This is a genomic window from Curtobacterium sp. ODYSSEY 48 V2, assembly GCF_023712625.1.
GTDB lineage: Bacteria > Actinomycetota > Actinomycetes > Actinomycetales > Microbacteriaceae > Curtobacterium.
Genome location: NZ_JAMAXX010000002.1, coordinates 298,913 through 325,298, shown reverse-complemented (window position 1 = coordinate 325,298; position 26,386 = coordinate 298,913). Strand labels below are relative to the sequence as shown.

At 73.6% G+C, this 26,386-nt stretch carries 33 protein-coding genes; 15 read left to right on the top strand and 18 right to left on the bottom strand.

Annotated elements, in window-relative coordinates; translation table 11 throughout:
- Nucleotides 1-15: 15 nt before the first annotated feature.
- Nucleotides 16-945 (top strand): SDR family oxidoreductase, encoded by a 930-nt coding sequence (locus M3666_RS04215; RefSeq protein WP_251154574.1) that lies wholly within the window; start codon nucleotides 16-18, stop codon nucleotides 943-945.
- Between the two features lie 58 nt (nucleotides 946-1,003).
- On the opposite strand, the gene M3666_RS04210 is transcribed toward M3666_RS04215, so the two are convergent.
- Together M3666_RS04210 and M3666_RS04205 are read right to left on the bottom strand one after the other, a co-directional pair.
- Nucleotides 1,004-1,771, bottom strand: a complete 768-nt coding sequence (locus M3666_RS04210; protein WP_209685000.1) for an SGNH/GDSL hydrolase family protein — start codon at nucleotides 1,769-1,771, stop codon at nucleotides 1,004-1,006.
- 87 nt (nucleotides 1,772-1,858) lie between these two features.
- On the bottom strand, nucleotides 1,859-2,647 hold the full coding sequence (locus M3666_RS04205; RefSeq protein ID WP_251154573.1) for an NRDE family protein: 789 nt from the start codon (nucleotides 2,645-2,647) through the stop codon (nucleotides 1,859-1,861).
- A 65-nt stretch (nucleotides 2,648-2,712) separates the two neighbouring features.
- Here M3666_RS04205 and M3666_RS04200 point away from each other — a divergent pair, with 65 nt between their 5' ends.
- The 7 genes from M3666_RS04200 to M3666_RS04170 all read left to right on the top strand — a co-directional run bounded on the left by M3666_RS04200 (nucleotide 2,713) and on the right by M3666_RS04170 (nucleotide 8,240).
- Nucleotides 2,713-3,999: a phosphopantothenate--cysteine ligase family flavoprotein gene (locus M3666_RS04200; RefSeq protein ID WP_251154657.1), complete on the top strand. Its 1,287-nt coding sequence runs from the start codon at nucleotides 2,713-2,715 to the stop codon at nucleotides 3,997-3,999.
- 45 nt (nucleotides 4,000-4,044) lie between these two features.
- A complete protein-coding gene (locus tag M3666_RS04195) occupies nucleotides 4,045-4,443 on the top strand; it encodes a hypothetical protein (RefSeq protein WP_251154572.1) in 399 nt (132 codons plus the stop codon).
- Nucleotides 4,440-5,237, top strand: coding sequence for a DUF2071 domain-containing protein (locus tag M3666_RS04190; protein ID WP_251154571.1), 798 nt, complete (start codon nucleotides 4,440-4,442; stop codon nucleotides 5,235-5,237). Before M3666_RS04195 ends, M3666_RS04190 begins: the two co-directional genes overlap by 4 nt.
- Nucleotides 5,234-5,665, top strand: a complete 432-nt coding sequence (locus M3666_RS04185) for a DUF1810 domain-containing protein (protein ID WP_066655400.1) — start codon at nucleotides 5,234-5,236, stop codon at nucleotides 5,663-5,665. The genes M3666_RS04190 and M3666_RS04185 overlap by 4 nt, the downstream gene beginning before the upstream one ends.
- A gap of 107 nt (nucleotides 5,666-5,772) precedes the next feature.
- Complete coding sequence (locus tag M3666_RS04180) at nucleotides 5,773-6,435, top strand: GntR family transcriptional regulator (protein ID WP_081985319.1); 663 nt, start codon at nucleotides 5,773-5,775, stop codon at nucleotides 6,433-6,435.
- 166 nt (nucleotides 6,436-6,601) lie between these two features.
- Nucleotides 6,602-7,063 (top strand): MarR family winged helix-turn-helix transcriptional regulator, encoded by a 462-nt coding sequence (locus M3666_RS04175; protein WP_066658510.1) that lies wholly within the window; start codon nucleotides 6,602-6,604, stop codon nucleotides 7,061-7,063.
- Between the two features lie 295 nt (nucleotides 7,064-7,358).
- Entirely contained in the window at nucleotides 7,359-8,240 is an 882-nt protein-coding gene (locus M3666_RS04170; protein ID WP_251154570.1) for a phospholipase, read from the top strand.
- Between the two features lie 127 nt (nucleotides 8,241-8,367).
- Here M3666_RS04170 and M3666_RS04165 read toward each other — a convergent pair whose 3' ends face one another.
- Genes M3666_RS04165 through M3666_RS04155 form a run of 3 tightly spaced genes read right to left on the bottom strand, consistent with a single transcriptional unit; the run spans nucleotide 8,368 to nucleotide 9,892 of the window.
- The gene (locus M3666_RS04165) at nucleotides 8,368-8,676 is read right to left on the bottom strand and encodes a hypothetical protein (protein ID WP_209684995.1); all 309 of its coding nucleotides are present in this window, start codon (nucleotides 8,674-8,676) and stop codon (nucleotides 8,368-8,370) included.
- Nucleotides 8,673-9,347 carry an Asp23/Gls24 family envelope stress response protein gene (locus M3666_RS04160; RefSeq protein ID WP_251154569.1) on the bottom strand — a complete coding sequence of 225 codons (675 nt, stop codon included), beginning with the start codon at nucleotides 9,345-9,347 and terminating at the stop codon, nucleotides 8,673-8,675. The genes M3666_RS04165 and M3666_RS04160 overlap by 4 nt, the downstream gene beginning before the upstream one ends.
- A complete protein-coding gene (locus M3666_RS04155; protein ID WP_066655417.1) occupies nucleotides 9,338-9,892 on the bottom strand; it encodes an RNA polymerase sigma factor in 555 nt (184 codons plus the stop codon). The genes M3666_RS04160 and M3666_RS04155 overlap by 10 nt, the downstream gene beginning before the upstream one ends.
- Before the next feature lie 98 nt (nucleotides 9,893-9,990).
- On the opposite strand from M3666_RS04155, the gene M3666_RS04150 reads away from it, so the two are divergent.
- A complete protein-coding gene (locus M3666_RS04150; RefSeq protein WP_251154568.1) occupies nucleotides 9,991-10,626 on the top strand; it encodes an MOSC domain-containing protein in 636 nt (211 codons plus the stop codon).
- Here M3666_RS04150 and M3666_RS04145 read toward each other — a convergent pair.
- Complete coding sequence (locus M3666_RS04145; RefSeq protein WP_209684992.1) at nucleotides 10,528-11,010, bottom strand: MmcQ/YjbR family DNA-binding protein; 483 nt, start codon at nucleotides 11,008-11,010, stop codon at nucleotides 10,528-10,530. The two genes, M3666_RS04150 and M3666_RS04145, sit on opposite strands and share 99 nt — an antisense overlap.
- A gap of 131 nt (nucleotides 11,011-11,141) precedes the next feature.
- Between M3666_RS04145 and M3666_RS04140 the strand changes: the two genes are divergently transcribed.
- Nucleotides 11,142-11,441 (top strand): excalibur calcium-binding domain-containing protein, encoded by a 300-nt coding sequence (locus tag M3666_RS04140; RefSeq protein WP_251154567.1) that lies wholly within the window; start codon nucleotides 11,142-11,144, stop codon nucleotides 11,439-11,441.
- A 98-nt stretch (nucleotides 11,442-11,539) separates the two neighbouring features.
- Here M3666_RS04140 and epsC read toward each other — a convergent pair whose 3' ends face one another.
- The 3 genes from epsC to M3666_RS04125 all read right to left on the bottom strand — a co-directional run bounded on the left by epsC (nucleotide 11,540) and on the right by M3666_RS04125 (nucleotide 14,266).
- Nucleotides 11,540-12,124: a serine O-acetyltransferase EpsC gene (gene epsC / locus M3666_RS04135; RefSeq protein ID WP_235426355.1), complete on the bottom strand. Its 585-nt coding sequence runs from the start codon at nucleotides 12,122-12,124 to the stop codon at nucleotides 11,540-11,542.
- A complete protein-coding gene (cysK, locus tag M3666_RS04130; RefSeq protein WP_209684990.1) occupies nucleotides 12,121-13,059 on the bottom strand; it encodes a cysteine synthase A in 939 nt (312 codons plus the stop codon). The genes epsC and cysK overlap by 4 nt, the downstream gene beginning before the upstream one ends.
- Before the next feature lie 172 nt (nucleotides 13,060-13,231).
- A complete protein-coding gene (locus M3666_RS04125; RefSeq protein ID WP_251154566.1) occupies nucleotides 13,232-14,266 on the bottom strand; it encodes a dipeptidase in 1,035 nt (344 codons plus the stop codon).
- A gap of 45 nt (nucleotides 14,267-14,311) precedes the next feature.
- Between M3666_RS04125 and M3666_RS04120 the strand changes: the two genes are divergently transcribed.
- The gene (locus tag M3666_RS04120) at nucleotides 14,312-14,884 is read left to right on the top strand and encodes a GNAT family N-acetyltransferase (RefSeq protein ID WP_066655430.1); all 573 of its coding nucleotides are present in this window, start codon (nucleotides 14,312-14,314) and stop codon (nucleotides 14,882-14,884) included.
- Nucleotides 14,881-15,375 (top strand): SRPBCC family protein, encoded by a 495-nt coding sequence (locus tag M3666_RS04115; protein ID WP_251154565.1) that lies wholly within the window; start codon nucleotides 14,881-14,883, stop codon nucleotides 15,373-15,375. Before M3666_RS04120 ends, M3666_RS04115 begins: the two co-directional genes overlap by 4 nt.
- Here the strand turns inward: M3666_RS04115 and M3666_RS04110 are convergent.
- The 6 genes from M3666_RS04110 to M3666_RS04085 form a co-directional block, all read right to left on the bottom strand.
- Nucleotides 15,342-16,172, bottom strand: coding sequence for a MurR/RpiR family transcriptional regulator (locus M3666_RS04110; RefSeq protein ID WP_066655435.1), 831 nt, complete (start codon nucleotides 16,170-16,172; stop codon nucleotides 15,342-15,344). The two genes, M3666_RS04115 and M3666_RS04110, sit on opposite strands and share 34 nt — an antisense overlap.
- Nucleotides 16,169-17,470, bottom strand: a complete 1,302-nt coding sequence (locus tag M3666_RS04105) for an allantoate amidohydrolase (RefSeq protein ID WP_251154564.1) — start codon at nucleotides 17,468-17,470, stop codon at nucleotides 16,169-16,171. The genes M3666_RS04110 and M3666_RS04105 overlap by 4 nt, the downstream gene beginning before the upstream one ends.
- Nucleotides 17,467-18,708, bottom strand: coding sequence for an alanine--glyoxylate aminotransferase family protein (locus tag M3666_RS04100; RefSeq protein WP_251154563.1), 1,242 nt, complete (start codon nucleotides 18,706-18,708; stop codon nucleotides 17,467-17,469). The genes M3666_RS04105 and M3666_RS04100 overlap by 4 nt, the downstream gene beginning before the upstream one ends.
- Nucleotides 18,705-20,111, bottom strand: coding sequence for an allantoinase AllB (gene allB / locus M3666_RS04095; RefSeq protein ID WP_251154562.1), 1,407 nt, complete (start codon nucleotides 20,109-20,111; stop codon nucleotides 18,705-18,707). Before allB ends, M3666_RS04100 begins: the two co-directional genes overlap by 4 nt.
- The gene (locus M3666_RS04090) at nucleotides 20,108-20,884 is read right to left on the bottom strand and encodes an aspartate/glutamate racemase family protein (RefSeq protein ID WP_251154561.1); all 777 of its coding nucleotides are present in this window, start codon (nucleotides 20,882-20,884) and stop codon (nucleotides 20,108-20,110) included. Before M3666_RS04090 ends, allB begins: the two co-directional genes overlap by 4 nt.
- Nucleotides 20,885-21,004: 120 nt before the next feature.
- Nucleotides 21,005-22,567 (bottom strand): NCS1 family nucleobase:cation symporter-1, encoded by a 1,563-nt coding sequence (locus M3666_RS04085; protein WP_251154560.1) that lies wholly within the window; start codon nucleotides 22,565-22,567, stop codon nucleotides 21,005-21,007.
- 215 nt (nucleotides 22,568-22,782) lie between these two features.
- Between M3666_RS04085 and M3666_RS04080 the strand changes: the two genes are divergently transcribed.
- Nucleotides 22,783-23,337, top strand: coding sequence for a VOC family protein (locus M3666_RS04080; protein WP_066655448.1), 555 nt, complete (start codon nucleotides 22,783-22,785; stop codon nucleotides 23,335-23,337).
- A 97-nt stretch (nucleotides 23,338-23,434) separates the two neighbouring features.
- Here the strand turns inward: M3666_RS04080 and M3666_RS04075 are convergent, their stop codons facing one another.
- Entirely contained in the window at nucleotides 23,435-24,010 is a 576-nt protein-coding gene (locus M3666_RS04075; RefSeq protein WP_251154559.1) for a uridine kinase, read from the bottom strand.
- Nucleotides 24,011-24,169: 159 nt separating this feature from the next.
- A complete protein-coding gene (locus M3666_RS04070) occupies nucleotides 24,170-24,685 on the bottom strand; it encodes a hypothetical protein (protein ID WP_066655450.1) in 516 nt (171 codons plus the stop codon).
- 72 nt (nucleotides 24,686-24,757) lie between these two features.
- Between M3666_RS04070 and M3666_RS04065 the strand changes: the two genes are divergently transcribed.
- Both M3666_RS04065 and M3666_RS04060 read left to right on the top strand, forming a co-directional pair.
- Nucleotides 24,758-25,333: a VanZ family protein gene (locus tag M3666_RS04065; protein WP_066658524.1), complete on the top strand. Its 576-nt coding sequence runs from the start codon at nucleotides 24,758-24,760 to the stop codon at nucleotides 25,331-25,333.
- A gap of 16 nt (nucleotides 25,334-25,349) precedes the next feature.
- Nucleotides 25,350-25,829, top strand: a complete 480-nt coding sequence (locus M3666_RS04060; protein ID WP_144411346.1) for a hypothetical protein — start codon at nucleotides 25,350-25,352, stop codon at nucleotides 25,827-25,829.
- Nucleotides 25,830-25,852: 23 nt separating this feature from the next.
- Here M3666_RS04060 and M3666_RS04055 read toward each other — a convergent pair whose 3' ends face one another.
- Nucleotides 25,853-26,386: a GNAT family N-acetyltransferase gene (locus tag M3666_RS04055; RefSeq protein WP_066655455.1), complete on the bottom strand. Its 534-nt coding sequence runs from the start codon at nucleotides 26,384-26,386 to the stop codon at nucleotides 25,853-25,855.

The window sequence follows — 26,386 nt, the reverse complement described above, 5'->3', positions numbered from 1 at the left end:
CGTACCGTGCCGCGCATGGCGAACATCCCCGACCAGACCGGCCGTCGCATCGTCGTGACCGGCGCGAACAGCGGCACGGGCAAGGAGACCGCGAAGCGGCTCGCCGGTGCCGGCGCGAGCGTCGTGCTCGCCGTCCGCACCACCGCGAAGGGCGAGGACGCCGCGACCGAGATCCGCCGGGAGCACCCGGGCGCCGACCTCGAGGTCCGGGAACTCGACCTCGCCGACCTCGGCAGCGTCCGCCGGTTCGCTGCGGGGATCGCCGACGACGGTCGCCCCCTGCACGTGCTGGTGAACAACGCCGGCGTGATGGCCCCGCCCGAGCGCTTCGAGACCGCGGACGGCTTCGAGCTGCAGTTCGGCACGAACTTCCTGGGACACCTGGCGCTCACGAACCTGCTGCTGCCGACGTTGCTCGGCACGGCCGCGGGCAGCGACGACGCCCGGCCCCCGCGCGTCGCGACGATGTCGAGCCTCGCCGCCATCCCCGGCAGCATCCGCTTCACCGACCCGCAGTGGGAGCGCGGCTACAACGGCTGGCGGGCCTACTCGCAGTCCAAGCTGGCCGACCTGCTCCTCGCGCTGCACCTGCACCGGCTGTCCGTCGAGCGGGACTGGCCACTCGTCAGCACGGCGGCCCACCCCGGCTACACGCGCACGAACCTGCAGTCCACCGGCCGCTCGCTCGGCCGGTCGCGTCCGGTCCGCGCGAGCGACCGCGCGCTCCCCTTCACGCAGGCGGTGGAGCAGGGCGCGGAGCCGCTCCTGTACGCCGCCGTCGGTCCGGCCGCGGTCGGCGGGGCCTACTACGGGCCGTCCGGGTTCGGGGGGCTGACCGGACCGACCACGACGGTCTCGGTACCGCGCTCGGCGCGCAGTGCGGACCTCGCCCGGTCGCTCTGGGCGGTCGCCGAGGACCTCACCGACACGCACGCGCCCGCCTGACCGCTGGCTCGGCACCCGCACCGGCCGGGAGGCACGACCCGACCGCGCCCCGTCGGCGTCAGAACCGCAGGTGGTCGCGTGCGAACGCGTCGATCACCCCCGCCTCGAGGGCACGCTGTCCGCGGGCGGTCGGGTGCACGTCGTCGGACTGCATCCACTCCGGGTGGCCGGACAGCGGCTGCCCGACGTCGACGTAGGTGCCGCCGTCGCGCCGGGTCGCCCGCTGCAGGGCGTGCGAGATCGTCGCCAGCTGCGCCGGCGGGGCCTGCTCGTTCCACACGGCGCTCAGCCCCACCACCCGGGCTCCGGGCAGGTCGCGGTGGACGAGGGCCACGAGCTGGTCGGTGGCGCTCGTCACCTGTGCGTCGTCCTCGCCCAGGTCGTTCGAGCTCGCCTGCACGAAGACGACCCGGGGGCGAAGGTCGACCGCACGCTTGACGAGCCCCGGGTAGGCACTGGCGCACGCGTCCGGGTCCCCCGTGGCGACGACGCCGGCCCCGTCGCAGGACAGGTTCGTCAGCTGCCACCGTTCGGTCCGGGCGAGGAGCGCGGGCCAGGCCTGCTCCGGCGTCAGGCCGTGGCCGCCGCTCACCGAGTCGCCGATGACGACGATCCGCTCCCCCGGGGCGTGGTCCCAGGCGCGGCCGGTCGGGCTCGGCGAGGAGGCCGCGGCCACCGAGGAGTCCTCGCTGCAGCCGACGAGGGCGAGCGCGGTGAGGGCGGCGAGCGTCGTCGCGAGGACGGCTCGACCGCGGGGACGGCGCCGCGGAGCAGGGTCACCGATGCCCGCGACGGTGCGCGGGGACGGCCGTGTGGTCGGGGTCACGACGGGGACCGTACGCCGCCGGACCACGGCGGGACCGGCCGGTGCGCTGCTGCTCCTCACAGCATCGGGGACGTCCGGGCGGGACGATCACGCCCGGTGCAGCTCCACCGAGCCGTCGAGGCGTCCCGGGTGGGCGAGCCGCGCGTGCTGCAGCACCGTCCGACCGGGCCCGACCGCGGCGGCGACGACGGACAGCGTCGCGACGTGGCCGTCCGGCTCGACCGCGTCGCGCAGGATCGCGTCCGGGTGGTCCGGGGGCAGGGCCGCGGAGTCGGCGAGCACGCCGAACCAGCCGCTCCAGCCGTCGCCCGCGTCGTCGCCGAGGTCGGCGGTGCGGAGTTCGTCGAACGGGCCGAGCGCCGGCGGTCCGGCCGGCGCCGGGGCCGCGCGGAAGGCCTCGAGCCACCGGCCGACCCGCGGCGCGGCGGGGTCGTCCGGGGCTCCGTGGGTCACCATGTGCACGCCGGGCTCGAGCAGGGTCGTCCGCACCGCCCTGCCGTCCCAGGTGTCGACGGCGGCGCCCTCGGCCGTGGCCCGTACCAGGTTGAACGCACGCGTGGTCGGGAGCGAGCCGCCCGCGCCCGGCGCCGCGCCGGTCAGCGCGTCGAGCGGCAGCACGCCGCGGGTGGTCCAGGTGCCGTCGTCGCTCGGCACCGGTTCGACACGGTTCAGCACGACGGCGAGCCCCGCGGCGTCGGACGCGGCGAGCCACGCTCCGCCGGCCGACCGGTCGCGCACACCCCGGACGGCGGGGTCGAGCTCGGGCCACCAGGCGGCGGGCGGGTCCCAGGGACGGTCGGGCGACTCGTCACGGAGCGCCAGCACGGTGACGGGCCACGCGGCGCCGGGGTCGACGCGGACGACGACGGTGCACATGGGCTCGATCCTCGCACGGCCGTCCGGGTAGCGTGACCGACGTGGATGCTGCAGCAGGTCGCCGTCTGTCCGTCGTCGTCGGGATCACCGGGGGCATCGCCGCCTACAAGGCCGTGGGGGTCGTCCGCGACCTCGTCAAGCGCGGCCACGACGTGCACGTCGTCCCGACCGAGGGTGCACTCCGCTTCGTCGGACTGCCGACGCTCGAGGCGCTGAGCCGGAACCCGGTCACGACGAGCGTCTGGGACGACGTGGCCGAGGTGCGGCACGTGGCGCTCGGACGCCGGGCGGACCTGGTCGTCGTCGCGCCCGCGACCGCCGACTCCCTGGCGCGGATGGCCCACGGACTCGCTGGGGACCTGCTCGGGACGACGCTGCTCGCGACCGAGGCGCCCGTGGTCGTCGCCCCCGCGATGCACCCGCAGATGTGGGAGCACCCCGCGACCCGGGCGAACGTCCGGACCCTGCGCGACCGCGGGGTGCACTTCGTCGGGCCGGTGGTCGGCGCGCTGACGGGTGACGACGCCGGGATCGGCCGGATGGCGGAACCCGAGGACATCGCGGCCGCGGCGCTGGCGGTGCTCGACCGACCGACCGAAGCGGGCCGACGGGACCAGGGCGGGGCGGGCCTCCCGGCCGGTGCCGCAGCGGGGTCGGGGACGGGGGCGCGAGGTGACCAGGGTGACCTCGCCGGGGTGCGTGTCGTCGTGAGCGCCGGAGGGACGCGCGAGCCGTTCGACCCGGTGCGCTTCGTCGGCAACCGGTCGAGCGGTCGTCAGGGCGTGGCGATCGCCGCGGACGCCGTCCGACGCGGCGCGACCGTGACGCTCGTCGCCGCGAACGTGGACGCCGGGCTCACCGCGGAGCTCGGTGCGACCGTGGTGCCCGTCGGGTCCGCCCAGGAACTCGCCGACGCGGTGCACGCCGCGGCGGTCGACGCCGACGTGGTGGTGATGACCGCCGCGGTCGCGGACTACCGACCGGCCGAGGTCCGCCCCGACAAGCTGAAGAAGGACGATCAGGGCGACACCATGACCCTCGAGCTCGTCCGCAACCCCGACGTGCTGGCCGACCTCGTCCGAGCACGCCGCACGGGTCAGGTCATCGTCGGGTTCGCGGCGGAGACCGAGCCCGACAGAGAGGCCCGGATCGCCCTCGGACGCGCCAAGATCGCCCGGAAGCCGGCCGACCTGCTCGTCGTGAACCACGTCGGGTGGGACGCGGGCTTCGAACGCGAGGAGAACGCGATCGAGGTGCTCGTGCCCGGCGGCGACGTCGTCCGGGAGACCTCCGGCAGCAAGGCGGACGTCGCCACTGCGGTGCTCGACCTCGTCGCGACCGCCCTGACCTGAGCGACGCCCGACACCCGCTCGGGCGAGGGCGTGCACGATGGGCGCATGCGACGACGCGAGCGCGCCCGACGTGCCACCCGGACCGCCACCATGCTCGCCGTGCTCCTCGGCGGAGCCGGCGTCACCCACTTCCTGCGCCCGCGGGGCTACGACCGGATCGTGCCGGAGGGCCTCCCCTCGCGCCTGACCACGGTCGCCTCCGGCGTGGCCGAGCTCGGCATCGCCGCCGGACTCGCCGTGCCGGCCACGCGTCGCGCGTCCGGCTGGGCGGCAGCGGCACTGTTCCTGGCGGTCTTCCCCGCGAACGTCAAGATGGCCGCCGACCTCCTCGACAGCCCACGCGCGGGGCGCGCCGCACGGCTGGTCGGCGTCGCGCGGCTCCCCCTGCAGGCGCCGCTCGTGGCCTGGGCCGTGCGCGTCGGACGACACGCGCCACGACGGTGACCGACGCGGTCCGACAGCGGGCGGCGGTCCCGCTCGTGCACCGGCCCGTCGCCGTGCACGCGTGGGAGGACATCGTGTTCGCGCACTGGCGGCGGGACCCGGCCTCGCTCGCCCGGCTCGTGCCACGCGGCACCCGGCCCGACGTGGTCGACGGCAGCGCGTGGGTGGGTCTGACCGCCTACGTGTTCCGCGAGACGGCCCTCCCGCCGCTCCCGCCCTCACGACGACTCGGTTCGATGACCGAGGTCACGATCGAGATCCCGACCGTCGACACCAGGGGTCGCCACGGCATCGTCTACCGCACCGTCGACACCGGCCACGTCCCCGCCATCGTCGCCGCGAACACGCTGCTCGGCGTGCCGTACACGTTCTCCCACGTCCGGGCGACGCGTCGCGGGGACACCCTCGACCACCGGTCGGTCCGGCACCCGGCCCGGGCGACGCACCCGGTCCGCTGGGCGCGGGCGCTCGTGCACGCGGGGAACGCACGCCCGCCGCGACCCCGCCCGCGGCACGACGTCCTCGTCCGGGTCACCGCGGGCGACGTCGTGGACACGCCGCTCGCCGCCGCGCTCACCACGCGCGCCGGCATCCACGCGCGGCACCTGGCGCAGACGCTCTTCTGGCAGCGGCAGCACGCGCCGCTGACCGTCCGCAGCGCCCGGCTCGAGCGGCTCGAGGGCGACCTACCGGACGCCGTCGGGCTGCCCGGGCTCCTCGACCGCGACCCCGACTCACTGCTCGTCGTGGACGCGACGACCGTGCGCTACGCGTGGGGCGAGGTGGTCCGGTGAGCGACGACCCGTTCGACCTCGACCGGTTCGTGCGTGCGCAGGAGGGCGTCCACGAGCAGGCACTCGCGGAGCTGGCGGCCGGCCGGAAGCGGTCGCACTGGATGTGGTTCGTGTTCCCGCAGCTCGCCGGCCTCGGGCGCAGTGCGACGGCGCAGCGGTACGCGATCGAGGGGCTCGCCGAGGCGCGGGCGTTCCTGGCACACCCCGTGCTCGGTCCGCGCCTGCTCGAGGCTGCCCGCACCGTCGTCGACGCACCGGCCCGGAGCGCGGACGACCTGTTCGGTGGGATCGACGCGCTGAAGGCGCGGTCGTCGGCGACCCTGTTCGCCAGGGCCGCCGAGGACCCGGCTCCGTTCCGTGCCCTGCTGGACCGGTGGTTCGACGGGACCGAGGACCCGGTGACGGTCCGGCTGCTCGACGCCACCTGAGGCACGGCGGCCGACGGACGACCGTTCACATATCAGGTACGGTGATCAGGCGTCGACACCGACCGGTCCGGCGCTCCCGACCGTCCACCGAGAACGAGGACACCCGCATGCCGGTCCCCAGCAGCGCCCCCACCGAGCACCAGCTGCTCCGCGACACCGTCCGCCACAAGATCCACGCCGCGATCATGGACGGCACGCTCGAGCCCGGTGAACGCCTCAACGACGACGAGCTCATCGCCTGGCTCGGCGTCTCCCGCACCCCGATCCGCGAGGCCCTCAGCCAGCTCGCCCGCGCCGGTCTCATCGAGATGGCACCGAACCGGTACACCCGGGTCACCACCCCGAAGGCCGAGGAGGTCGTCGAGGCGATGCAGACCCTCGGCGTGCTGTTCGGCGGGGTCGTCCGGCTGGCCGTCCCCCGGCTCACCGCACCGACGCGGAAGAAGATCCTGGCGCAGCTCGACCGCACGATCACCGAGCTCGACGCGCACGACGTCCCCGCCGTCAACCACGACGCGCTCTCGGTCTTCGGGCTGTACGTCGACGCCTGCGGCAACGAGAACCTGCAGCGGGTGTGCCGCGACACGACCGACGGTCTCGCGTTCCGCCTGCGCCTGCCGAACCTCGACGAGCTCATCGACTGGGACCAGCTGACCGCGGACTTCCGCCGGCTGCGCGACGCGACCGAGAGCGGTGACAACATCGCCGCCGAGCTCGCGACCGAGGCGATCCACCTGCTCCCGGGCGAGAAGCGGCACCGCTCCAGCTGAGCGCACCTGTCACGTCGTACAGGAACGCCCGTCCCGGACCTCGGGACGGGCGTTCCTGCACCCGGCGTCAGCACCCCGCACGGCACTCGGTCACACGCCCGTGGGGACCGGTAGCATCGCTCCGACCCGCTCGAACAGCCTCGACCCGACGACCCGGGAGCACCGCATGAGCCACCGCCAGCCGGACCGCACCGAGATCGCCGCGCGCCTCGCCGCCGCCGTCGGACGCATCAACCGCCGTGCGCGCACCGACTCGGCCGCGCTGGGCTACGGGCTCGTCTCCGCACTCGCGACGATCCAGGCCGAGGGACCCCTGCGCCCCGGCGACCTGTCGCGGATCGAGGTCGTCACGAAGCCCACGATGACGCGCATCCTCACCGAGCTCGAGCAGCGCGGCTTCATCGAACGCGAGGCCGACCCGCGGGACGGCCGGGCGTTCATGGTGTCGGCCACCCCCGCTGGCATCGCTGCCGTCGAACGGGCCCGCTCCGACCGCACCGGCATCGTCGCCGGGCTCATCGCGGACCTGCCCGACGACGACGTCGACTCCATCGCCGCCGCCCTCGCCGCCCTCGAACGGATCGGCCAGGGCGAGCGCTCCCAGGAAGCACACACCTCCGGGCGCTGATCCGGCGGCGTCAGCACCGTTACCGAACCGTTACCAAGGGGTGGACGGACGGTTCTGCCAGGGCTTCCGGACGGGCTGTCCAGACTGACACGTCATCGTGACGGCTTCGCCCGAGCAGGCGGCCACCCGGTCGCCCAGCGGCGGACGGACGGGCCCCACACCACCGTCCGGTCCTCCCCCGGCTCGCGGCTCCCCCACGACGGCCGTCCCGACGGTCGTGCACGCTCCCCCACACCCGCGTGCCCGATCCGGCGTGCCCGGGAGTCGCCCTCCAGCCGGCCGACCACCGGAACCGATGACGCGAACCACCCCCGAAGCCCCCTTCACCGCGACCACCCGACGCCAGGCGCTCGACTCCCCGAGCCGCCGTGTCCGCCGTGCGCTCCGCAGTCGCTCCGCCCTCGTCGTCGGGGGCGTTGCCGCCGTCGCCCTCGTCGGCGGACTCGCCACCGTCGGCACACAGCCGGCCATCGGCGAGGCCATCGGCGTCCCCTCCGCGAGCGCCTCGGCCACCCCCGCGCTGCACGGCGCGGACCTCGACCGCGCCCAGGCCGCCGCGACCATCGCGACCGCCCGCACGGTGCTCGCCGACGCGAACGACAAGACCGACACGCGCGCCCTCGAACGCCAGGTCGCAGCCCTGTCGGACTACCGCGGCATGTCCGGCTCCGCGATCACCACCCGCATCGCCTCGACCGTCGACGCCACGACGCAGGTCGCCGACGAGAGCGCGTCCCAGGACAGGGCGGACGCCGACGCGGCGGCAGCGGCAGCAGCGCAGGCGAAGGCCGACGCCGAGGCGAAGGCCGCAGCCGAGCGTGCGGCAGCGGAGGCCGCGGCAGCAGCCGAGCGCCTCGCCGCTGCGAACACCGTCGCCGGCGCCAAGGCCACGGCGTCCTCGATGGCGTCGTCGCAGTACGGCTGGGGCTCCGCGCAGTTCCAGTGCCTCGACAACCTGTGGACCAAGGAGTCCGGCTGGAACTACCGGGCCGTCAACCCGAACGGTGGCGCGACGGGCATCCCGCAGGCGCTCCCCGGCTCGAAGATGGCCACGGTCGCGGCCGACTGGCAGACCAACGCCACCACCCAGATCACCTGGGGGCTGCGGTACATCAGCGCGGCCTACGGCACGCCCTGTGCCGCGTGGGCCCACTCGCAGGCGAACAACTTCTACTGAGCCGCGAGCGGGTGACGGGCGTCACCGGATGACGGACGGGAGGCACGGTGCCGGCGGGCGCCGTGCCTCCCGTCCGTCCCGTGGTCCGTCGTCGTCGCCCTGCCGCCGTGCGAGCGAGCCCGTCCGGTCAGCCGACGCGCGCGATGCGCACGTCCACGCGGCCGAGCGCGAGCCCGCGCTCGCCCGCGACGCGGAGCGCGGCGTCGTGCGCCGCACGCGCCGCAGCCCGCGCGGGGGTCGATCCGTCGGTGCCGATGACGACGCGGAGGACGTCGTCGTCGAGCACCACCCGGGACACCGGCGCACGCGAGGCGAGCCGCCGGGCGGACTCGACCGCGCTGCCGAGGGTCGGCCGCGCGCGGTACAGGTCGGCGACGCCGGGCGCCGCGAGGACCGCGGCCTCGATCGCCGCGGCCGTCTCGTCGTCGATGCTCATGCGCGGCCCTCCTCGTCGGTGGCTCCGGATGCAGCCTGGCCCCCGTCGTGCGCGGGCGGGAGCGGGGGCAGGAGGTCCCGGACGTGCACGTCGACCGCCTCGACACGGAGGTCGGTCTGCTCGGCGAGGATCTCGGCGACGGCCTGGCGGACGTGCTCGGCGGTGGCGTGGATCGGTGCCCCCGACCGGATCGCCAGCTCGACCAGGACCCGGACGGGTGCATCGAGCAGCGTGACGTCGCCCTGCAGCGCGCAGCGGGCGATCACGACACCGGGGACGACGTCCCCGGCGGTCCGGACCAGGGACCGGATGGCTCCCTCGGTCATCACGGGACGCTCGGTCGGGACGGACGGGCGCAGCGGGACGTCGCGACCGGCGCGGGCCTCGAGCGAGATGTTCGCCAGGACACCGCCGATCCACGACTCGTCCGCGGGTGCCTCCTGCTCAGCGGCGGTGTCGAGCGAGCCGAGGGACGACTGTCGGAGCCGGACGAGTGCGGCGAGCGCGTTCTGGCACGCCGCGGAGTCGTCGATGCTCGGGTCGGCCGGTTGCATCCCGGCGTCCAGGTAGTCCGCGAGCTCGTCGATGGTGTGGCCGTCGAGGTCCTCGGGTTCGAGCGCGTCGAGCGGTACTTCGTCGGGGCGCGTGCGGTCGGGTCCGGTCATCGCCATGCCTCCATGAGACGGATCATGTTCTTCCTCGCACGCGAGAGCAGGCCGCGCACGGTCGACACCGGCAGGTCGAGCTCCTCGGCGATGTCCTCGTAGCGGTACTCGAGCATCTCCTTCATCACCCAGCACCGTCGCTGCGCCTCGGGGAGCTCGGCGAGGGCGGTCTCGACCGCCTCCTCGCGGGACCGGGCCTCGGCGACCCGCTCGGGAGCGTCGTCCCGCGGTGCCGCGACCTCGAGCTCGGTGACGTCGAGGTGCTCGCGCCGCGCCCGGATGCGGTCGATGCACTTGCGACTGAGGATCCGCATGAGCCACGACTTGACCTTGGCGCCGTCGTCGAGCGCGTCGAGCCGGTTCCACGCGGTGATGAAGGTCTCCTGCACGACGTCGTCGAGCTCGTCGGTCGATCCGAGGGTCCGCCGGGCGTAGGCCCGGAGCAGGGGTGTGTACCGCCGGATCAGGACCTCGAACGCCCGGACGTCGCCGTCGGACGAGCGGCCCGCGAGGACGGCGTCGTCGAGGTCGGCGAGGGGCTGGTACGGCACACCACCCTTCTACCGGTCAGTGGTGGAGGAAGTCTGGGCGGGTGGCCGCGCACGACGGTGGGCTCGGCTCCGTGACCCCGGTGCGCCAGGATGTGGGCATGAGCCACGTCACCGCCGTCTGCCGCGTCGACCAGCTGCTCCGCGACTCCGGCACGATCGGCATCACCGCCATCGACAAGCGCCCGGTCGTGGGGCCCGTCCGTGTCCGCCCGCTCGGGCTCCACGCCGACGTGCAGGCGGACCGCAAGCACCACGGCGGCGAGGACCAGGCGGTGTACGCCTACGCCGACGAGGACGCCGCGTACTTCGCCGAGGCCCTGGGGCGCGACGTCCCACCCGGGCTGTTCGGCGAGAATCTCCGCACGAGCGGGGTCGACGTCACGGGTGCCGTCACGGGCGAGCGGTGGCGCATCGGCGAGACGCTCGAACTCGAGGTGACCATCCCACGGGTGCCGTGCGGGACCTTCGCCCGCCGGATGGGGATCCCCGGCTGGGTGAAGCGGTTCGCCGCGGAGAACCGGCCGGGTGCCTACCTCCGGGTCCTGCACAGCGGACCGGTGGCAGCCGGCGACCCGGTGGTCGTCACACACCGCCCGGAGCACGGCGTCACGATCGGCGAGATCTCGGCCGGCCCGTCACCCGAGCGGGCCCGCGCGGTGCTGGACTCCGGCGACCGACTCGCCCCGACGGTCGTCCGTGACCTCGCGAAGGTCCTCGCGCGCGGCCGGGTCTGACCCTTCCGCCCGACGGCCCGCTGCCGGGTCGAGGGGGCGCCGGTTCCGCGGGAGACCGGCGACGACCAGGTCGTACGAGTTCGCCACGAGGTCCTCGACCATGGTCTCGTCGAGACCGTCCCCCGGTGACAGCGTGATCCAGTGACGCTTGTCCATGTGCCACCCCGGGCTGATCTCGGCGTGGTCTCGGACGAGTGCCGCCCCGTGCGGCGGCGCGCACTTCAGGTTGACGATGGGCACCCCGCGCAACGTCGTGGCGAGCACGAACATCCGGCCGACCACCTTGTGGACGACGGACTGCTCGCCGAAGGGCTGCGTCTCCTCGACCGCGGGCAGGGCCAGTGCCGTCCGGAAGGTCACCTCGTGCAGTGCTGCGCCGTCCATCGCACCAGCATGCCGCACACGCCTCGTTCGGGGGGATCAAGGAATGAGTGCTGCTCGGGTACGCTCGGTCCGCCGTGCACCCGACGCGGCGGCCGCGCGAGCGGTCACGACCCGTCCCAGGGGAAGAACCCGTGCGCATCATCCACAGCCTCGGCGTCGCCGCCGTCACCACCGCTCTCGCCGCGTCCGTCGTGCTCGGCGGCGCGACCACCGCCTCCGCCGCGCCGAAGACCTACGCGAACTGCACCGCCGTCCACAAGGTGTACTCCGGTGGCATCGCGAAGAAGTCGGTGACGAAGAACCGGGTGACCTCCGGCGGGAAGACCACCTACCGCGCACTCAAGGGCACCGTCAAGAAGGACGACGCGCTCTACGAGGCCAACAAGAAGATGGACCGCGACGGCGACGGGATCGCCTGCGAGAAGAGCTGACGTCCGCCGGACCGAGCGTTCGGCCAGGCGGGCGAACCGCTCGGTCGACCGGGGCGCTCGATCGCCCGGCGCTCGCGGCCGCCCGCGGCCGCCCGCGGTCAGAGCGTCGGGACGCCCTCGTGCCCCGACCTCGGCCGGGCCGTACCGGCGACGCCGGTGACGACGGAGCCCGCGGGGACGTCCTTCGTCACGACCGTGTTCGCGCCGACCACGGAGTCCGCGCCGATCGTGATCGCGCCGATCAGCGACGACCCGGCACCGAGCACCACGCGGTCACCCACGGTCGGGTGCCGCCGCCGCCCCGGACCGTGCTCGCCCCCGCGCCCGCCGAGCGTGACGCCGTGGAACACCAGCACGTCGTCACCGATGACCGCCGTCTCCCCGATCACGACGCCGAGGCCGTGGTCGATGAAGAAGCGCCGGCCGATGCGGGCGCCGGGGTGGATCTCGATGCCCGTGATCGATCGAGCGACCTGCGCGACCACCCGGGCCGCGAACCGGGATCCAGGGAGACCACGCGCGAGCCACAACCGGTGCGTGAACCGGTAGGTCCAGATCGCGTGCAGCCCCGAGTAGACCACCGCGTTCTCCAGGTCACCCCGGGCAGCGGGGTCACCGCGGCGTGCCGCAGCGAGATCCTCGCGGACCCGCCACAGCACGCCGCGTCGGACGGCACGCGTCACGCAGTGAGTCCCTCGAACAGCGGCGTGGACAGGTAGCGCTCGCCGGTGTCGCACACGATCGCGACCACGCGCTTGCCGGCGTTCTCCGGACGGGCGGCGATCTCGACGGCGGCGTGGATGATCGCGCCCGACGAGATGCCGGCCAGGATGCCCTCCTCGGTCCCGAGCGCGCGGGCGAGCCGGAGTGCGTCGTCGAGCTCGACGTCGAACACCTCGTCGATGACCTCACGGTCGAGGACCTCGGGGACGAAGTTGGCGCCGATCCCCTGGATCTTGTGCGGCCCCGCCTTGCCCTCGGTCAGCAGCGGGGAGTCCTTCGGCTCGACGGCGACGATCTGCACGCCCGGCACGCGCTCCTTGAGCACCTGACCGACACCCGTGATCGTCCCGCCGGTCCCGACACCGGCGACGAAGACGTCGACGTGGCCCTCGGTGTCGCGGAGGATCTCCTCCGCCGTGGTCCTGCGGTGGATCGCGGCGTTCGCGGCCGTCTCGAACTGGTGGGCCAGGATCGCGCCGGGGGTCTCGTCGACGATCTGGCCTGCGCGCGCCACGGCGCCCTTCATGCCCTCGGAACCCGGGGTCAGGACGATCTCGGCGCCGAAGGCACGGATCAGGGCACGCCGCTCGACGCTCATCGTCTCGGGCATCGTGATGACGACGCGGTAGCCGCGGGCGGCGCCGACCAGCGCCAGGGCGATGCCGGTGTTGCCGGACGAGCCCTCGACGACGGTGCCGCCGGGGCGCAGCTCGCCGGACTCCTCGGCCGCGTCGATGATCGCGACACCGAGGCGGTCCTTGACGCTCGAGCCCGGGTTGTAGAACTCGAGCTTCGCGAGGACCTCGGCGCCGTCGGCCTTCGGCAGGCGGTTGAGCCGGACGAGCGGGGTGTTGCCGAACGCCTGCGAGATGTTGTCGTAGATGGTGCCGGTCATCCGTTGTCGTCCTCCGGGTCGAGTTCTCACGCCGTCGGTGGCGGCGCTGCGGTCCGCTCGCGATCCTAGCGACGGCGCCCGGTGTTCCCCTGTCGATGACGCCCCTTGACACGGCGGGCGCACACCGCGTCTCCCGGCCGCCCCTGCCCCACCGCGCTCGCGCCCGCGCGGCTCAGCGCAGCGCGCTCCGCGCGAACCGCTCGTCCGTCGCCTCGAGGACCCGCAGCACGTTCCCCCCGGCGAGCGCCCGCAGGTCGTCGTCACCCCAGCCGCGTCGCCGCAGCTCCTCCGCGAGCACCGGGTACCGCGACACGTCCCGCAGGTCCGGCGGCAGCACGGGCGTGCCGTCGTAGTCGCCACCGAGGCCCAGGTGGGCCGCGCCCGTGACCTCACGGGCGTGGTCGACGTGGTCGGCGACGTCCGCCACCGTGACGAGCGGCGGTTCCCCCTCGGACCCCGCTTCCTCCCAGTCGGCCCACGCGCGGGAGACGAACTTCGGCACGAAGGTGATCATCACGACGCCCCCGTTGTCGGCGAGCCGGGCGAGCACGTCGTCGGGCACGTTCCGCGGGTGGTCGTCGACGGCGACGGTGGACGAGTGGCTGAAGACGACCGGCTGCGTCGCGACGTCGAGGGTGTCGCGCATCGTCGCCGGCGCGGTGTGCGACAGGTCGACGAGCATGCCGATCCGCTCCATCTCGGCGACGACCTCGCGTCCGCGGTCGGTCAGGCCGCCGTGTGCCCGGGCACCGGTGGCCGAGTCGGCCCAGGTCGTGTCGTCGTTGTGCGTCAGCGTCATGTAGCGGACGCCGAGCCGGGCGAAGGACCGGAGCACCGCGAGGTCGTCGCCGATGGAGTGCCCGCCCTCGGCGCCGAGCAGCGACGCGATCCGTCCGGCGTCGACGGCAGTGCGCAGTTCGGCAGCGGTGCGGACGAAGGTCAGGTCGTCGGGGTACCGCGCGATGATCCGGTGCGCGGTGTCGATCTGCTGCAGGGTGGTGCGCACCGGGTCCGGGTCGTCCGACGGCACGAACACCGACCAGAACTGGCCCACGACCCCGCCGGCCCGGAGCTTCGGCAGGTCGGTGTGCAGCGTGGCCTGTCCGCGGTCGATGCCCTCGACGCCGGAGTGGTGCGACTCGCGGCGCTCCCACGGGAGGTCGTTGTGTCCGTCGATGACCGGGAAGGCGAGGGTGTCGAACGTCATGTCGCCGACGCTACCGCGTGGTCGCGCCGTCGCTAGGCTCGCGGTGTGCTCCCCGTGACGCTCCGGACCGACCGGCTCGTGCTCTCCGCGCCGGGTCCCGCCGATGCGGAGGCCGTCATCGCGTACGCGAACGACCCGGACGTCATCGCGTTCACCCCGGTCCCCGTGCCGTACGGGCACGCCGAGGCCCGTCAGTGGCTCGACCTGGTCGAGGTCGGGTGGCGTGACGACACCCGGTACGACTTCGGGATCCGCCGTGCGGAGGACCCTCGGCTGCTCGGTACCGTCGGCGTCTTCGGCTTCGTGGACGGCGCCGGCGAGATCGGCTGGGCGCTGCACCCCGACGGCCGCGGGCAGGGCCTGATGGCCGAGGCCGCCGATCGTGTGCTGGCGTGGGCGTTCGCCGCACCGCCGGACGGGCTCGGCCTGGTGCGGGTGCAGTGGCGCGCACTCGGGACGAACGCCGCGTCGTCCGCGACGGCCCGGCGGATCGGCATGCGCTTCGAGGGTCGGTCCCGATCGGCCGTCGTGCACCGGGGCGCCCGCCACGACCAGCTGCTCGCCGCGGTGCTGCGCGACGACGACCGCACGGTGCCGCAGGTCTGGCCGGACGCGTGACCGTCGCCTTCCGGGTGGTCACCGAGATCGCCGCTCCGGTGGAGCGCGTCTTCGCGCTGTCGCTCGACATCGGCGCGCACGAACGCTCGATGGCCGACACCGACGAACGCGCCGTGGCCGGGACGACGTCCGGCACGATCGGGCTCGGCGAGAGCGTCACGTGGCGCGCGCGGCACTTCGGGATCGTCTGGTCGATGACGAGCAGGGTCACCGTCATGGAGGCTCCGGGTCGCTTCGTCGACGAGCAGGTGCGTGGTCCGTTCGCCCGGTTCCGGCACGAGCACGGGTTCGAGCCGTCGGCCGACGGGACGCGGATGGTCGACGAGGTCGTCTTCCGGGCGCCCCTCGGCCCGCTCGGCTGGCTGGCCGAGCGGGTAGCGCTCGCCCGCTACCTGCCGCGATTGATCGCCGCGCGCGGCGCATCGCTACGCGACGAGCTCGAGCGGGACGGGGACGGTCAGCGGGGGGCGAGCTCCCCGAGCGCGTCGTAGGCCGCCGCCACGGCGTCGACCCGGGCACGCCCTGCCGGCCCGGAAGCCTCGTACACGTCGTTCGCGATCGCCGCGACGACCGCGAAGAGCGCCGCCATCGAGTCGAACGCCGACGGCGAGTCCACCGGGCAGAGCACCGCGGTCGCCGCGGGCGCCGCGATCACGGCTGCGGTCGGGTCGCCGAGCACGACCACGTCGGCGCCGGTCGCGACGCAGTGCCGCACGAGCCGTTCGGCACCCGCCGCGTGCCGCCTGACCGTGACGAGCACGACGAGGTCGCGGCGGTCGAGGTCGGCGACCTCTTCGCCCAGGCGCTGCCCCGGTGCCGGACCGATCCGGACGTCCGGTCGCACCTGGGCCAGCTGCGACCGGAGCTGCATGGCGACGGGGTGCGCGCCGCGTTCCCCGAAGACGAGCACCCGCCGGGCACGGACGATCCGGCGGGCGAGCCGGACGCGGTCGGCCCGGGCGAGCGAGGCGAACGCGGCGTCGAGGTTGCGTGCCTCGACGGCCCGCTGGTCGACGTGCGCCGCGTCCTCGGCAGCCCACGGCAGGCCGCTCCCCCGCGCGGACATGAGCTCCTGGCGGACCTCGGCGGCGTCCTGGAACCCCAGGGACCGGACGAGCCGCGAGACGGTGGCCTTCGACGTGCCCGACTCGGCCGCGAGCTCGGCGGAGGTGCCGACGAGCAGCAGCTCCGGATCGTGCCGGACCATCGCGGCGACCCGGCGTTCCGCGGGCGACAGGCGGTCCCAGACCGCGTCCACCCGGGCACGGACGTCGGGCGCGGCGCTCACCGGATCTCCGCACGGTCGTCGGCGATGCGCTCGACGGCGACGGCCAGCGCGTCGAGGCCGAGCGCGACGTCGTCCTCGGAGACGAACTCGTCCGGGTGGTGGCTGATGCCGTCGGGGTTGCGCAGGAACAGCATCGCGACGTCGGTGACCAGCCCGAGGGACATCGCGTCGTGCCCGGCGCGCGAGAAGAGCTCCGCTGGTGTGGCCTCCCCGGTCGCGGCGATCCCCGCACGGACGGCGTCCATCAACACCGGGGCACAGAACACCGCCGGGGCACGGTGCACCTCGGTCGGCGACACGGTCACGCCACGACGGGCTCCGATCTCGTCGAAGACCGCCGTGATCGACTCCCAGACGCGGTCACGTCCCTCGTCGAACTCCCCCCGCAGGTCGACGCTGAACCGGGCCAGGCCGGGGACGACGTTGACCGCCCCGGGCTCGACGGACATCGTGCCGACGGTGCCGACGTGCTGCTCGGCGCGACAGATCCGCTCGACGGCGAGCGCCGCCTCGGCCGCGGCGAGCAGCGCGTCGTGACGCCGCTCGTACGGGGTGCCGCCGGCGTGCCGTGCCTCGCCGACGGCCTCGACGGTGAACCGCCGGGCGCTCGCGATGCTCGTGACGACACCGAGCGCCTGCCCCGCCTGCTCGAGGTGGGGGCCCTGCTCGATGTGCGCCTCGAGGTAGCCGACGAGCCGCTCCGGGGGCAGTGCCGCCTCGCCGACGCGTTCCGGATCGAGCCCGAAGTCGGTGAAGGCCCGGCGGAGCGTGACACCGTCGCCGTCCTCGAGGTCCCACCACGCGTCGTCCCAGACCCCCGCCACGGCCGACGAGCCCAACAGTGCCTTGCCGAAGCGCGTCCCTTCCTCGTCGGAGAACGCGATCACCTGCAGCGCGAAGGGCAGCGGGCCGGAGGCCGTGAGCCGCGCCACCGTGCGGATCGCCATGAGCACGCCGACCACTCCGTCGTACCGGCCGGCGTCCACCACGGTGTCGAGGTGTGAGCCGAGCAGCAGCACGGGTGCGTCCGGCGTCGCACCGTCGACGATGCCGTGCAGGTTGCCCGCGGCGTCCTGCCAGGTGCGGAGTCCGGCGTCGCGCATCCACTCCGCGACCACGGCGTTCACCCGGGCGTGCTCCGGCGACAGGTAGACGCGGGTGGTGCGTCCGTCGTCCTGCGAGATCCCGGCGAGCGCGTCGCACCACCGGACGATCGTCGCGGCGTCGGCGATCGCCCGGGCGCTCGCGGTCGCCGCCGCGGGGGCCTCGGCCGTCGCGGGTCCGGTCGTCGTCGTCACAGGGCTGCCCCGACCGGCGCGACGCGGCCGGCGTGGACGTCGAGCGCGGCGTCGACCCCGGCGCCCTGCGGAACGGCGTGCCCGGCCCGGCGCAGGCAGTGTTCGAGGGCGGCCAGCGTGCGCACGACGGTGTCCTTGCGGGCGTTGTAGCCCATCGTGCCGATGCGCCAGACCCGTCCGTGCAGCGGCCCGAACGAGGTCCCGATCTCGATGCCGTGGTCCTCGAGCATCGCGCCGCGGACCTCGTCACCCACGACGCCGTCCGGGATCTCGACGGCGACCACGTTGTGCATCTTGTGCGCGACGTCACCGAACACCTGCAGTCCGAGCGCCTCGACCCCGGCGAGCATCGCCCGACCGGCGATCGCGTGGCGCTCGACCACGGCGTCCCGCCCCTCCTCGAGCAGGATGCGGGCGCACTCGTTCGCGGCGTAGAGCATCGACGCGGCCTCGGTGTGGTGGTTGAGGCGCCGCGGACCCCAGTAGTCGAGGATCATCGCGAGGTCGAGGTAGTTCGAGCGGATCGGGTCGTCGGACACGACGTCGTCGGCCTCGCGGATGCCGGCCTCGATGCTGCGGCGACCGTCGAGCACGGCCACGGCACGCGGCGACAGGGTGATCGGTGCACTGCCGGAGGGGCCGCCCAGGCACTTCTGCAGGCCGGCGCTCACGACGTCGATGCCCCAAGCGTCGGTCTCGAGCGGGTTGCCGCCGATGCTCGCCGTCGCGTCGGTGTAGAGGAGGGCGCCGTGCCGGTCGCAGATCGCCCCGAGCTCGTCGAGCGGCTGGTTCATCGTCGTCGAGGTGTCGCCCTGCACGATCGCCAGGACCTTCGGTCGGACCCGGCGCACCGCGTCCTCGATCACGGACGGCGGGAAGACCTGCCCCCACGCGGTCTCGATGGTGTGCACCTCGGCACCGGCACGGGTCGCGATCTCGGCGAGCAGGTGCCCGAAGCGTCCGAAGACCGGCACGAGCACCCGGTCCCCCGGGGCGAGCAGTGACACCAGGGCCGCTTCGATGCCGGCGCGGGACGTGCCGTCGACGAGCACGGTGGCGTCGTTCCGTGTCCCGAAGACCTGGCGGTAGAGCTCCTGCGTCGCGGTCATCGTCGTCGTCATCCACGGGTCGTACTGCCCGACGAGCGGGGTCGACAGCGCGCGGAGCACGCGGGGGTCGGCGTCGATCGGCCCCGGTCCCATCAGGAGTCGGGCGGGTGGGTTGACTGGCTGCGTCATGATGCCTCCGTTCCGGGAACGAGCGTAGCGAAACGTCCGTTTCGTGCGTGTTGCGGCGCCGCGGGGCGGTCGAGCAGGACCCCCTCGACGGCGGTGACCCCGTGGCCGGCCGTCGCCACGAGCCGCCCGCGGAGCCAGGTCTCGGTGACGACCCCGAGCGTGTGCAGGCCGGCGTACGCGGACACCGGGTTGCGGTGGGCCAGGGCCGACACCTCGACGACGCCCTCGGCCGCCGGGTCGAGGACGGCGAGGTGCGCGACCGCACCCGGCGCGATCCGACCGCGGTCGTGGAAGCCGACGACCGCCGCGGGGCCGGTCGTGAACCAGGGCAGGACGGCCTCGAGCGGGAGCCCCCGGCGCACGGCCTCGGTCCAGACCGCCCGGAAGCCCACCTGGAGTCCGGCGATGCCGCCCCACGCCGACCCCCAGTCGTCGGTCTTCAGGTCGGCTGTGGACGGCGAGTGGTCCGACACGACGCAGTCGATCGTGCCGTCGAGCAGCCCCGCCCAGAGCGCGTCGCGGTTCGCGTCGTCGCGGATCGGCGGGCAGCACTTGAACTCGGTCGCGCCGTCCGGGATCGACCCGGCCTCGAACGCCAGGTAGTGCGGACATGTCTCGACGGTCACCCGGACCCCGTCGGCCTTCGCGGCGCGGATCATCGGGAGGACCCCGGCGTCGGACAGGTGCAGCACGTGCACGCGAGCACCCGTCGACCGCGCGCCGTCGAGGACCCGCGCGACGGCGGACTGCTCGGCACGGCCCGGACGGGTGGCGAGGAAGTCGGCGTACCGTCCGCCGAGCGTCTCGTGCGGCACGAGGTGGTCCGGGTCCTCGGCGTGCACGATGAGCAGGGCGTCGAGCTCGGCGACCTCCTCGATCGCCGCTCGGAGCTGTACCGGGTCGAGGTGCGGGAACTCGTCCACGCCGCTCGGCGCGGTGAAGCACTTGAAGCCGAAGACCCCGGCGTCGTGCAGCGGACCGCGCTCCCCCGCGTTGGCCGGGACCGCACCGCCCCAGAACCCGACGTCCACCGCGACCCGGCCCGCGGCGCTCGCCCGCTTCGCCGCAAGAGCGTCGACGTCGACCGTTGCCGGGATCGAGTTCAGCGGCATGTCGACGATCGTGGTCACGCCGCCGAGGGCCGCCGCTCGCGTGGCCGAGGCGAAGCCCTCCCACTCGGTGCGACCGGGTTCGTTGACGTGCACGTGCGTGTCGACGAGCCCGGGCAGGAGCACGTGCTCGTCGGGCACGGTGCGGTCGAGCGGAGCCACGACCGGCGCACCGAACGGCAGGACCGCGTCGACCAGGCCGTCGCGGACCACGACCGCGGCCGGGCGGAGGACGCCGTCGACCCACGCCCGCCGAGCGCGGAGCACCAGGTCGGCGCCCACCGCGGCGCTCATGCCGAGGCCCCCGCGAGCACGATCGGCGCGGAGACGTCGGACGTCTGCAGCGTGAAGCCGGACAGCAGCCCGGTCACCGGCTTCGGTGGCGGAGGCGCGTACTCGCCGGTCTTGCCCGTGCGCAGCCCGAGCCGGACGAGCGACTCCGCGAGCACCGTCGCCGCAGCCACTCCGTCGACCACCGGCGCACCGATCTCGCGCGAGACCTCGGCACAGAACGCGGCCATGCCCGCGCAGCCGAGCACCACCGCATCGGCGCCGCCGGCGAGCACGTCGCGGCACTCCTCGACGACGAGCTCCCGGGCGCCCGACGTCGGATCGTCGAGCTGCAGCACCGGCACCTCGCACGCACGGACCTCGGTCACCCGGGACGCGAACCCGTAGCGCTCCGCGAGCTCCCACGCCCGTCCGGTCGTGCGCGCCAGCGTCGTGACGACCCCGAACCGGCGCCCCAGCATCGCAGCGGCGTGGAAGCCGGCCTCGGCGATCCCGAGCACCGGCCCGACGGCCAGCTCGCGCGCGGCGTCGAGACCCGGGTCGCCGAAGCACGCGACGACGTACGCGTCGACACCCTCCTGCTCGCCGAGCGCGATCTGCTCCAGGAGCCCGGGGACCGCCAGGGCCTCCTCGTAGTGACTCTCGATCGAGGCGGGTCCGGTGGTGGGCGTCACCGCCTCGACGACGGTGCCGGGTCCGGCGACCGCGGCCGCGGCGCGGCCGATCGAGGCCGTCATCGACGGGGTGGTGTTGGGGTTGACGACGCGGATGCGCAAGCGGGGCCTCTCAGGCGGGGGTGGGGACGAGGAGGAGGTGGTGGACCCGGGCGGCGACGGTCCGGCCGGGAGGCGTGTCGCGCCTCCCGGCCGGGGTCGGTGCAGGGGTGTGGCGGACGGTCAGTCGCGTCCTGCAGCCGCGCCGTCGTCGACCGTCGGGTCCTCCGATGCCAGCACCGGCATCCGCGGCGACCGACGCTCGAGCGCCCAGAAGACGACCAGCCCGAGCCCGCAGCCGATGAACCAGCTGTAGTTGCTCAACCACGGCAGGACACCCGTCGCGGGCGGCAGCACCGCGCTGGCGACCGACACCGCGCCGGCGAGCAGCAGGGTCCACATCGCGTTCGGGTTCCAGCCCGCGCGGTACCAGTACCGGGCGGTGGGCTCCTTCGTGTACATGTCGTCGACCGCCACCCGCTGCTTCGCGACCAGGTAGTAGCCGGCGATCAGGATCCCGAACAGCGGGCCGATCAGCGCGCCGAGGATGCCGAGCGTGTAGAGGATCGCCTGGTCGTTGCCGTACCAGTTCCACGGCGTCAGCAGCACGGAGCCGACCGCGGCGATCATGCCGCCCGTCCGCCAGCTGATCCTCCGCGGGGCGACGTTCGAGAAGTCGAACGCGGGGCTGATGAAGTTCGCGACGATGTTGATGCCGACCGTCGCGGTGACGAACGTCAGGCCGCCGAGCAGGATCGCGAACGGTGCGTCGATCGCCTGGACCGTCTCGATCGGGTCGGTGATGAGCTTGCCGAACACCGGGACCGTCGCGCTCGCGCAGAGCACGGTGAGCACCGAGAAGAACAGGAAGTTGATCGGCAGGCCCCAGAGGTTGCCGCGCTTGACGGCTCGGAACGAGCGACCGTAGCGCGAGAAGTCACCGAAGTTCAGCATCGGGCCGGAGAAGTAGCTGACGACGATCGCCACGGCCGAGAGCATGACCGGGATCGAGGCACCGAACGACATCGGCGCGCCGGTGTGCAGCGTCAGCGAGATGTTGCCGATGCCGGCCCGGGCGACGAGGTAGACGGCGAGCGCGATCATCACGACGTAGACGGCCGGACCGGCGAAGTCGATGAAGCGGCGGATCGCCTCCATGCCCATCGAGAAGAGCGCGGCCTGCGCGACCCAGAGGATGCCGTACGAGATCCAGCCCAGCGCGGAGAGCCCGAGGAACGAGTGGTCGAGCAGCGCCGCTGAGCCCGGGAGGAACTTCAGGAACACGATGTTGAGCGACTGCGCGGCGAGGAAGGTCTGCACGCCGTACCAGGCCGTCGCGATCAGGCCGCGGATGACGGCGGGGACGTTCGCCCCGATGACGCCGAACACCGCGCGGTTGATGACCGGGTACGGCACCCCGGTGCGCTGGGACGGCTTCGCGACGAGGTTCGCGAACACCTGCACGATGAGGATGCCGACGACCAGGGCGACGAGCACCTGCCAGCTCGCGATGCCGAGCGCGAAGAGCGACCCGGCGGTGACGTACCCGCCGACCGAGTGCACGTCGGACATCCAGAAGGCGAAGATGTTGTAGCTCGTCCATCGCTGCTCGCGCAGCGGGGCGAGGTCCTCGTTGGTGAGCGCCGGGTCGTACCCGGGCTTGACGATGCCGGCGCCGGCGGCTGCCGACGACGTCGTCCGGGGGGCGTGGGGCGCGGCGACCGGGGTCGCGATCTCTGTGACCAAGGCGTCCTCCGTGGGAGTGTGCGGCGGGGGTCCCCGCTCGAGGACGACGCTACGAAGGCACTTCGCGTCGCCCGTTTCCCTCGTGTAACGGTCGTGTGACACGGACAGCCCGCTGGAACGCTCGTTCCGGGCGGCGGCTGCGGGATGCCGCAGGGAACGCCGCAGGTCCTGCCCCAAGCCCGTCCAGGCCGCCCGACCGGCTCCATCATCGAGGGATGACCACGGGCATCCGGATCGACCACGTCGGCGTCACCGTGCCGGACGTGGAGGCCGCCACGGCGTTCTTCGCGAACGCCTTCGACGCCGTCGTGCTGTACGACGTGCGCCGGACCACCGACGAGCCGAACGGCACACCGGAGGCCCACCGCTACCTCGGCATCCCGTCGTCGATGGCGCAGGGCGCGATCCGCATGCTCGCGCTGCCCGAGGGACCCGGACTCGAGCTCTTCGAGTACCGCGGGCCCGACCAGCGCGCCGCCGCGCACCCGTCGGACCTCGGGTGGCAGCACCTGGCGCTGTACGTCGACGACCTCGACGCAGCCCTCGCCCGCGCGGAGTCCGCCGGTGCCGTCCGCAACTCGGACCCGCGGCCGCTGCGCGGCGAGGAGGCCGGGGAGGGCAACCGGTTCGTCTACACGCGCACCCCGTGGGGGTCGACGCTCGAGATGGTCACCTACCCGACGCCGCAGCCGTACCTGCTGCACGCGCCGCGGGCGAAGTGGGCGCCGTGGCCGGACGTCGCCCAGCTCCGGCAACTGGACCGGGCCTGACCGCATCCGGCTCGTGACCGGTCTGGAGGCACGGCTCGCGGCCGCCCCGCCGGTCACGGCGGGCGCCGGGTCGCGTCCACGTCGAGAGGCGGACGGGTCAGCGGGACGGCTCGACGAGCAGGTCGGCAGCGTCGCGGGGCGCGAAGCGCTGCGCGAAGTCCCGGTCGTTCGGGATCCAGACGTCGCGCCAGAGCGCGTCGTGACTGCGGCCGAGTGCCCGGTCGCGGGCCGTACCGCGGCGAGCTGCGGTGTCGAGGTCGACGTCGCACCAGACGGTCGCGTCGATCGCGGGCAACGCCTCGGGGTGGAAGAGTCCGATGAGGTCCAGGACGAGGATCCTCGCCTGCGGGAGCGGTTCCTCGGGACCGAGGGCCCGCCGTGCCCAGTCGTACCGCTGGAAGTGCCCGGGCCGTCCTCCTCGGAACGGTTCCAGTACCGTCGAGACCAGGCGGTCGCGCTCCACTCCGTCCCAGTCCGAGGAACGGCGGTGCGATCGAGCGGGGTCCAGGAAGTCGTTGCCGCGGAGCCGCACGGCATCGGGCAGTGCTGCGACGAGGCCGCGTGCGAGCGTCGACTTGCCGGAGCCGCAGAAGCCGGAGATGCCGACGACCAGCGGGTGCCCCACGACCCGCGATCGCTCGGCGATGTGCTCGAGGACGGTGTCCTGGTCCATCCGGCGAGTGTACGAGGAGCGGTCACTCCCGACGTCGACCCGGTGCGCCTCCACTCACCGACCGGGACGGAACTGCACCTGGTCGGAGGTCGATGACGAGCAGCGCAGTGGCGGTGGGCATGCCCGATCCTCTCACCGGGCGGTTCCGGGAGGGACCGGCTACCGGGAGTCCTCGGACGTCGTCGCGCGGAGGCGGTCGTCGACCTCGCGAGCTTCGGCGGACGACCCGAACGCGAGGGTGACCTCACCGCCGGTGAGGGGTTCCATGACCTGGGGCGCCGAGATCACCCTGCCGTCGAGGAGGATCGCCATGCGCTCGTCGATCGTCTCGCGGGTGGCCGAGGCCAGGACATCGCTGTCGGTCCTGTCCAACTGCAACACGATCGACCCGCCCGCGCCTTCGCCGTCGGAGAGGTGCGCGGAGGTCGGCGTGATCGACCCGAGCGACTTCGCCAACCGGTAGGTGGTCGCGCCGTCCTGGTCACACGCCGACGCTGCGACGTCAGTGGTGACCGGCGGCGCAGTGCACGCCTCCTCGACCTCCGACACGACGGCTCGGAGCTGCAGCGACTTCATCGCCGGACCGTCAGCAGGCGGCGCCTGGGTCGCGCAACCGGTGAGGACCGCGACCAGGCCAGCGGCGGCCGCGAGGCGGGTGAACCGTGGACCCTTCATCGCACCAGGGTAGGACTCGACGGGAACGCACGACAGTCCCCCGTCCTCCGGCTGCCCCGTAGTGTCGTGCTGATGTCAGACATTCCGTACGGCGAAGTCCCCGCCCTGCCCGTTGCATCCGTCTTCGGCATCATCGTCTTCGTCGTGCACCTGGTGTTCCTGCTCCGGTCCGGACGGTTCACCTGGCAGCGCGCGACCGTCGCTGGGGTGATCGCTGTCTACGCCGCGGGCATCCTCGCGAACACCGTCTTCCCCGTGTTCCTCGATCCACTCCCCGACGCTGAGCCGTGGACGCCAGCGCTGGCGCTGATCCCGTTCTCCGACTACGAAGCTGCGGACGCGGTGACCAACGTGGTCGTGTTCGCCCCGCTGGGCGTCCTGATCCCGCTCCTGATGCGCCGCCCGTCCTGGTGGAAGGTCCTCCTCGCCGCCGCGGCGGTGAGCCTGGCGATCGAACTGCTGCAGCTTGCTGCGCAGCGGCTCTTCTCCGGTGGCCACGTCGCCGACGTCAACGACTTCATCTGGAACACCGTCGGTGGGGTCCTCGGCTACGCGGTCTTCGTCCTGGCGTCACGGACGCCGGGCCTGTCCCGTCTCCTCGACGTCTTCCGCTGGCACCCGGCACCGAGGGAAGAACACGTCGCCTGAGATCGTACGATGCGGCATGGTTGCTGCTGTGGAACCGTGGACCTGGGCGACGACCTACAAGCTCGTCCTGACGAGCTACATCTGGCTCGCTGGAGCTGTCGCTCCGACCGGTGCGGTCATCACCTGCATCGTCATCGCCATCCGGGGCGGTGTCTCGCTCGACGGAGCCGCCAGCGCCCTCCTGTTCGTCGTCGTCTTCATCGTCGTCTTCGCCGTGATCGCCGCCGTCGGCGCTGCCGTGGCGCTGCCGTTCACCCAGCTCCTCGGCCGCGCGCTCCGACGCACTCGGAGCCGTGCCGTCCGTGTGAGCGCACATGCCGTCCTCGGCGGAACACTCGCCGCGATCGGCATGCAGGTGCTCCTGCTGGCCTTCGAGGACGACCACCTCACTTGGCAGTACCCACTGGCCGTCTCGGTCCCCGCAGGGATCGCGGCTGCCATCGGCCGCTGGCGACTCGACGAAGCGGAACGCCGCCGGTCGTTGCTGTCCGAGTAGCCGATCGGGTACCGAGTCCCGCGTCAGCGCTCGTCGCTTGCTGGTGGTCGCTCCCGCCAGAGGACCTCGTCGTCGCAACGGGTGCTCGTCGGGTGCATCCCGATCCGCAGGGCGACACGTGCTGAGGCTCCGTGCTCCGGGTGGATCCGCGCCCTGAGCTCCCGCACGTCGACCGAGCGCAGCCACGTCGCTGCGCGCTCCGCGGATTCGGTCGCGAACCCGTGCCCTTGCCCGCTCGGCGTGACGAGCCAGGCGAGGTCAGCCGTCGTGACCTGGGCGGTCCGGTGCAGGGTCGCCTGCACGAACCCGATCGGCGCGCGGCCCTGGCGGGGGCGGATGATCCAGTTCAGCCACCCTGCGGTGCCGTCCTGGGACCGACCCCGGACCTGACGGGTGTAGCGCGCACGGAGTTCCTCCAGGCTCGGCGGTCCGCCGCCGGTGAAGTGGTACAGCTCCACCGGCGCGAGCACGTCCACCATCACGTCGGCGTGTTCGACGGTCAGGGGTTCGAGGCAGAGACGGTCTGCGCTGAGCGGGACGGCGCGCGGCCACGGCAT

What these genes read in the sequence shown, in the direction of transcription:
- M3666_RS04215 (WP_251154574.1), top strand. Translation starts at nt 16, where the DNA reads ATGGCGAACATCCCCGACCAGACCGGCCGTCGCATCGTCGTGACCGGC.
- M3666_RS04205 (WP_251154573.1), bottom strand. Translation starts at nt 2,647, where the DNA reads ATGTGCACCGTCGTCGTCCGCGTCGACCCCGGCGCCGCGTGGCCCGTC.
- M3666_RS04195 (WP_251154572.1), top strand. Translation starts at nt 4,045, where the DNA reads ATGCGACGACGCGAGCGCGCCCGACGTGCCACCCGGACCGCCACCATG.
- M3666_RS04180 (WP_081985319.1), top strand. Translation starts at nt 5,773, where the DNA reads ATGCCGGTCCCCAGCAGCGCCCCCACCGAGCACCAGCTGCTCCGCGAC.
- M3666_RS04175 (WP_066658510.1), top strand. Translation starts at nt 6,602, where the DNA reads ATGAGCCACCGCCAGCCGGACCGCACCGAGATCGCCGCGCGCCTCGCC.
- M3666_RS04170 (WP_251154570.1), top strand. Translation starts at nt 7,359, where the DNA reads ATGACGCGAACCACCCCCGAAGCCCCCTTCACCGCGACCACCCGACGC.
- M3666_RS04165 (WP_209684995.1), bottom strand. Translation starts at nt 8,676, where the DNA reads ATGAGCATCGACGACGAGACGGCCGCGGCGATCGAGGCCGCGGTCCTC.
- M3666_RS04160 (WP_251154569.1), bottom strand. Translation starts at nt 9,347, where the DNA reads ATGGCGATGACCGGACCCGACCGCACGCGCCCCGACGAAGTACCGCTC.
- M3666_RS04150 (WP_251154568.1), top strand. Translation starts at nt 9,991, where the DNA reads ATGAGCCACGTCACCGCCGTCTGCCGCGTCGACCAGCTGCTCCGCGAC.
- M3666_RS04145 (WP_209684992.1), bottom strand. Translation starts at nt 11,010, where the DNA reads ATGGACGGCGCAGCACTGCACGAGGTGACCTTCCGGACGGCACTGGCC.
- cysK (WP_209684990.1), bottom strand. Translation starts at nt 13,059, where the DNA reads ATGACCGGCACCATCTACGACAACATCTCGCAGGCGTTCGGCAACACC.
- M3666_RS04125 (WP_251154566.1), bottom strand. Translation starts at nt 14,266, where the DNA reads ATGACGTTCGACACCCTCGCCTTCCCGGTCATCGACGGACACAACGAC.
- M3666_RS04100 (WP_251154563.1), bottom strand. Translation starts at nt 18,708, where the DNA reads ATGACGCAGCCAGTCAACCCACCCGCCCGACTCCTGATGGGACCGGGG.
- allB (WP_251154562.1), bottom strand. Translation starts at nt 20,111, where the DNA reads ATGAGCGCCGCGGTGGGCGCCGACCTGGTGCTCCGCGCTCGGCGGGCG.
- M3666_RS04080 (WP_066655448.1), top strand. Translation starts at nt 22,783, where the DNA reads ATGACCACGGGCATCCGGATCGACCACGTCGGCGTCACCGTGCCGGAC.
- M3666_RS04075 (WP_251154559.1), bottom strand. Translation starts at nt 24,010, where the DNA reads ATGGACCAGGACACCGTCCTCGAGCACATCGCCGAGCGATCGCGGGTC.
- M3666_RS04070 (WP_066655450.1), bottom strand. Translation starts at nt 24,685, where the DNA reads ATGAAGGGTCCACGGTTCACCCGCCTCGCGGCCGCCGCTGGCCTGGTC.
- M3666_RS04065 (WP_066658524.1), top strand. Translation starts at nt 24,758, where the DNA reads ATGTCAGACATTCCGTACGGCGAAGTCCCCGCCCTGCCCGTTGCATCC.
- M3666_RS04060 (WP_144411346.1), top strand. Translation starts at nt 25,350, where the DNA reads ATGGTTGCTGCTGTGGAACCGTGGACCTGGGCGACGACCTACAAGCTC.
- M3666_RS04055 (WP_066655455.1), bottom strand. Translation starts at nt 26,386, where the DNA reads ATGCCGTGGCCGCGCGCCGTCCCGCTCAGCGCAGACCGTCTCTGCCTC.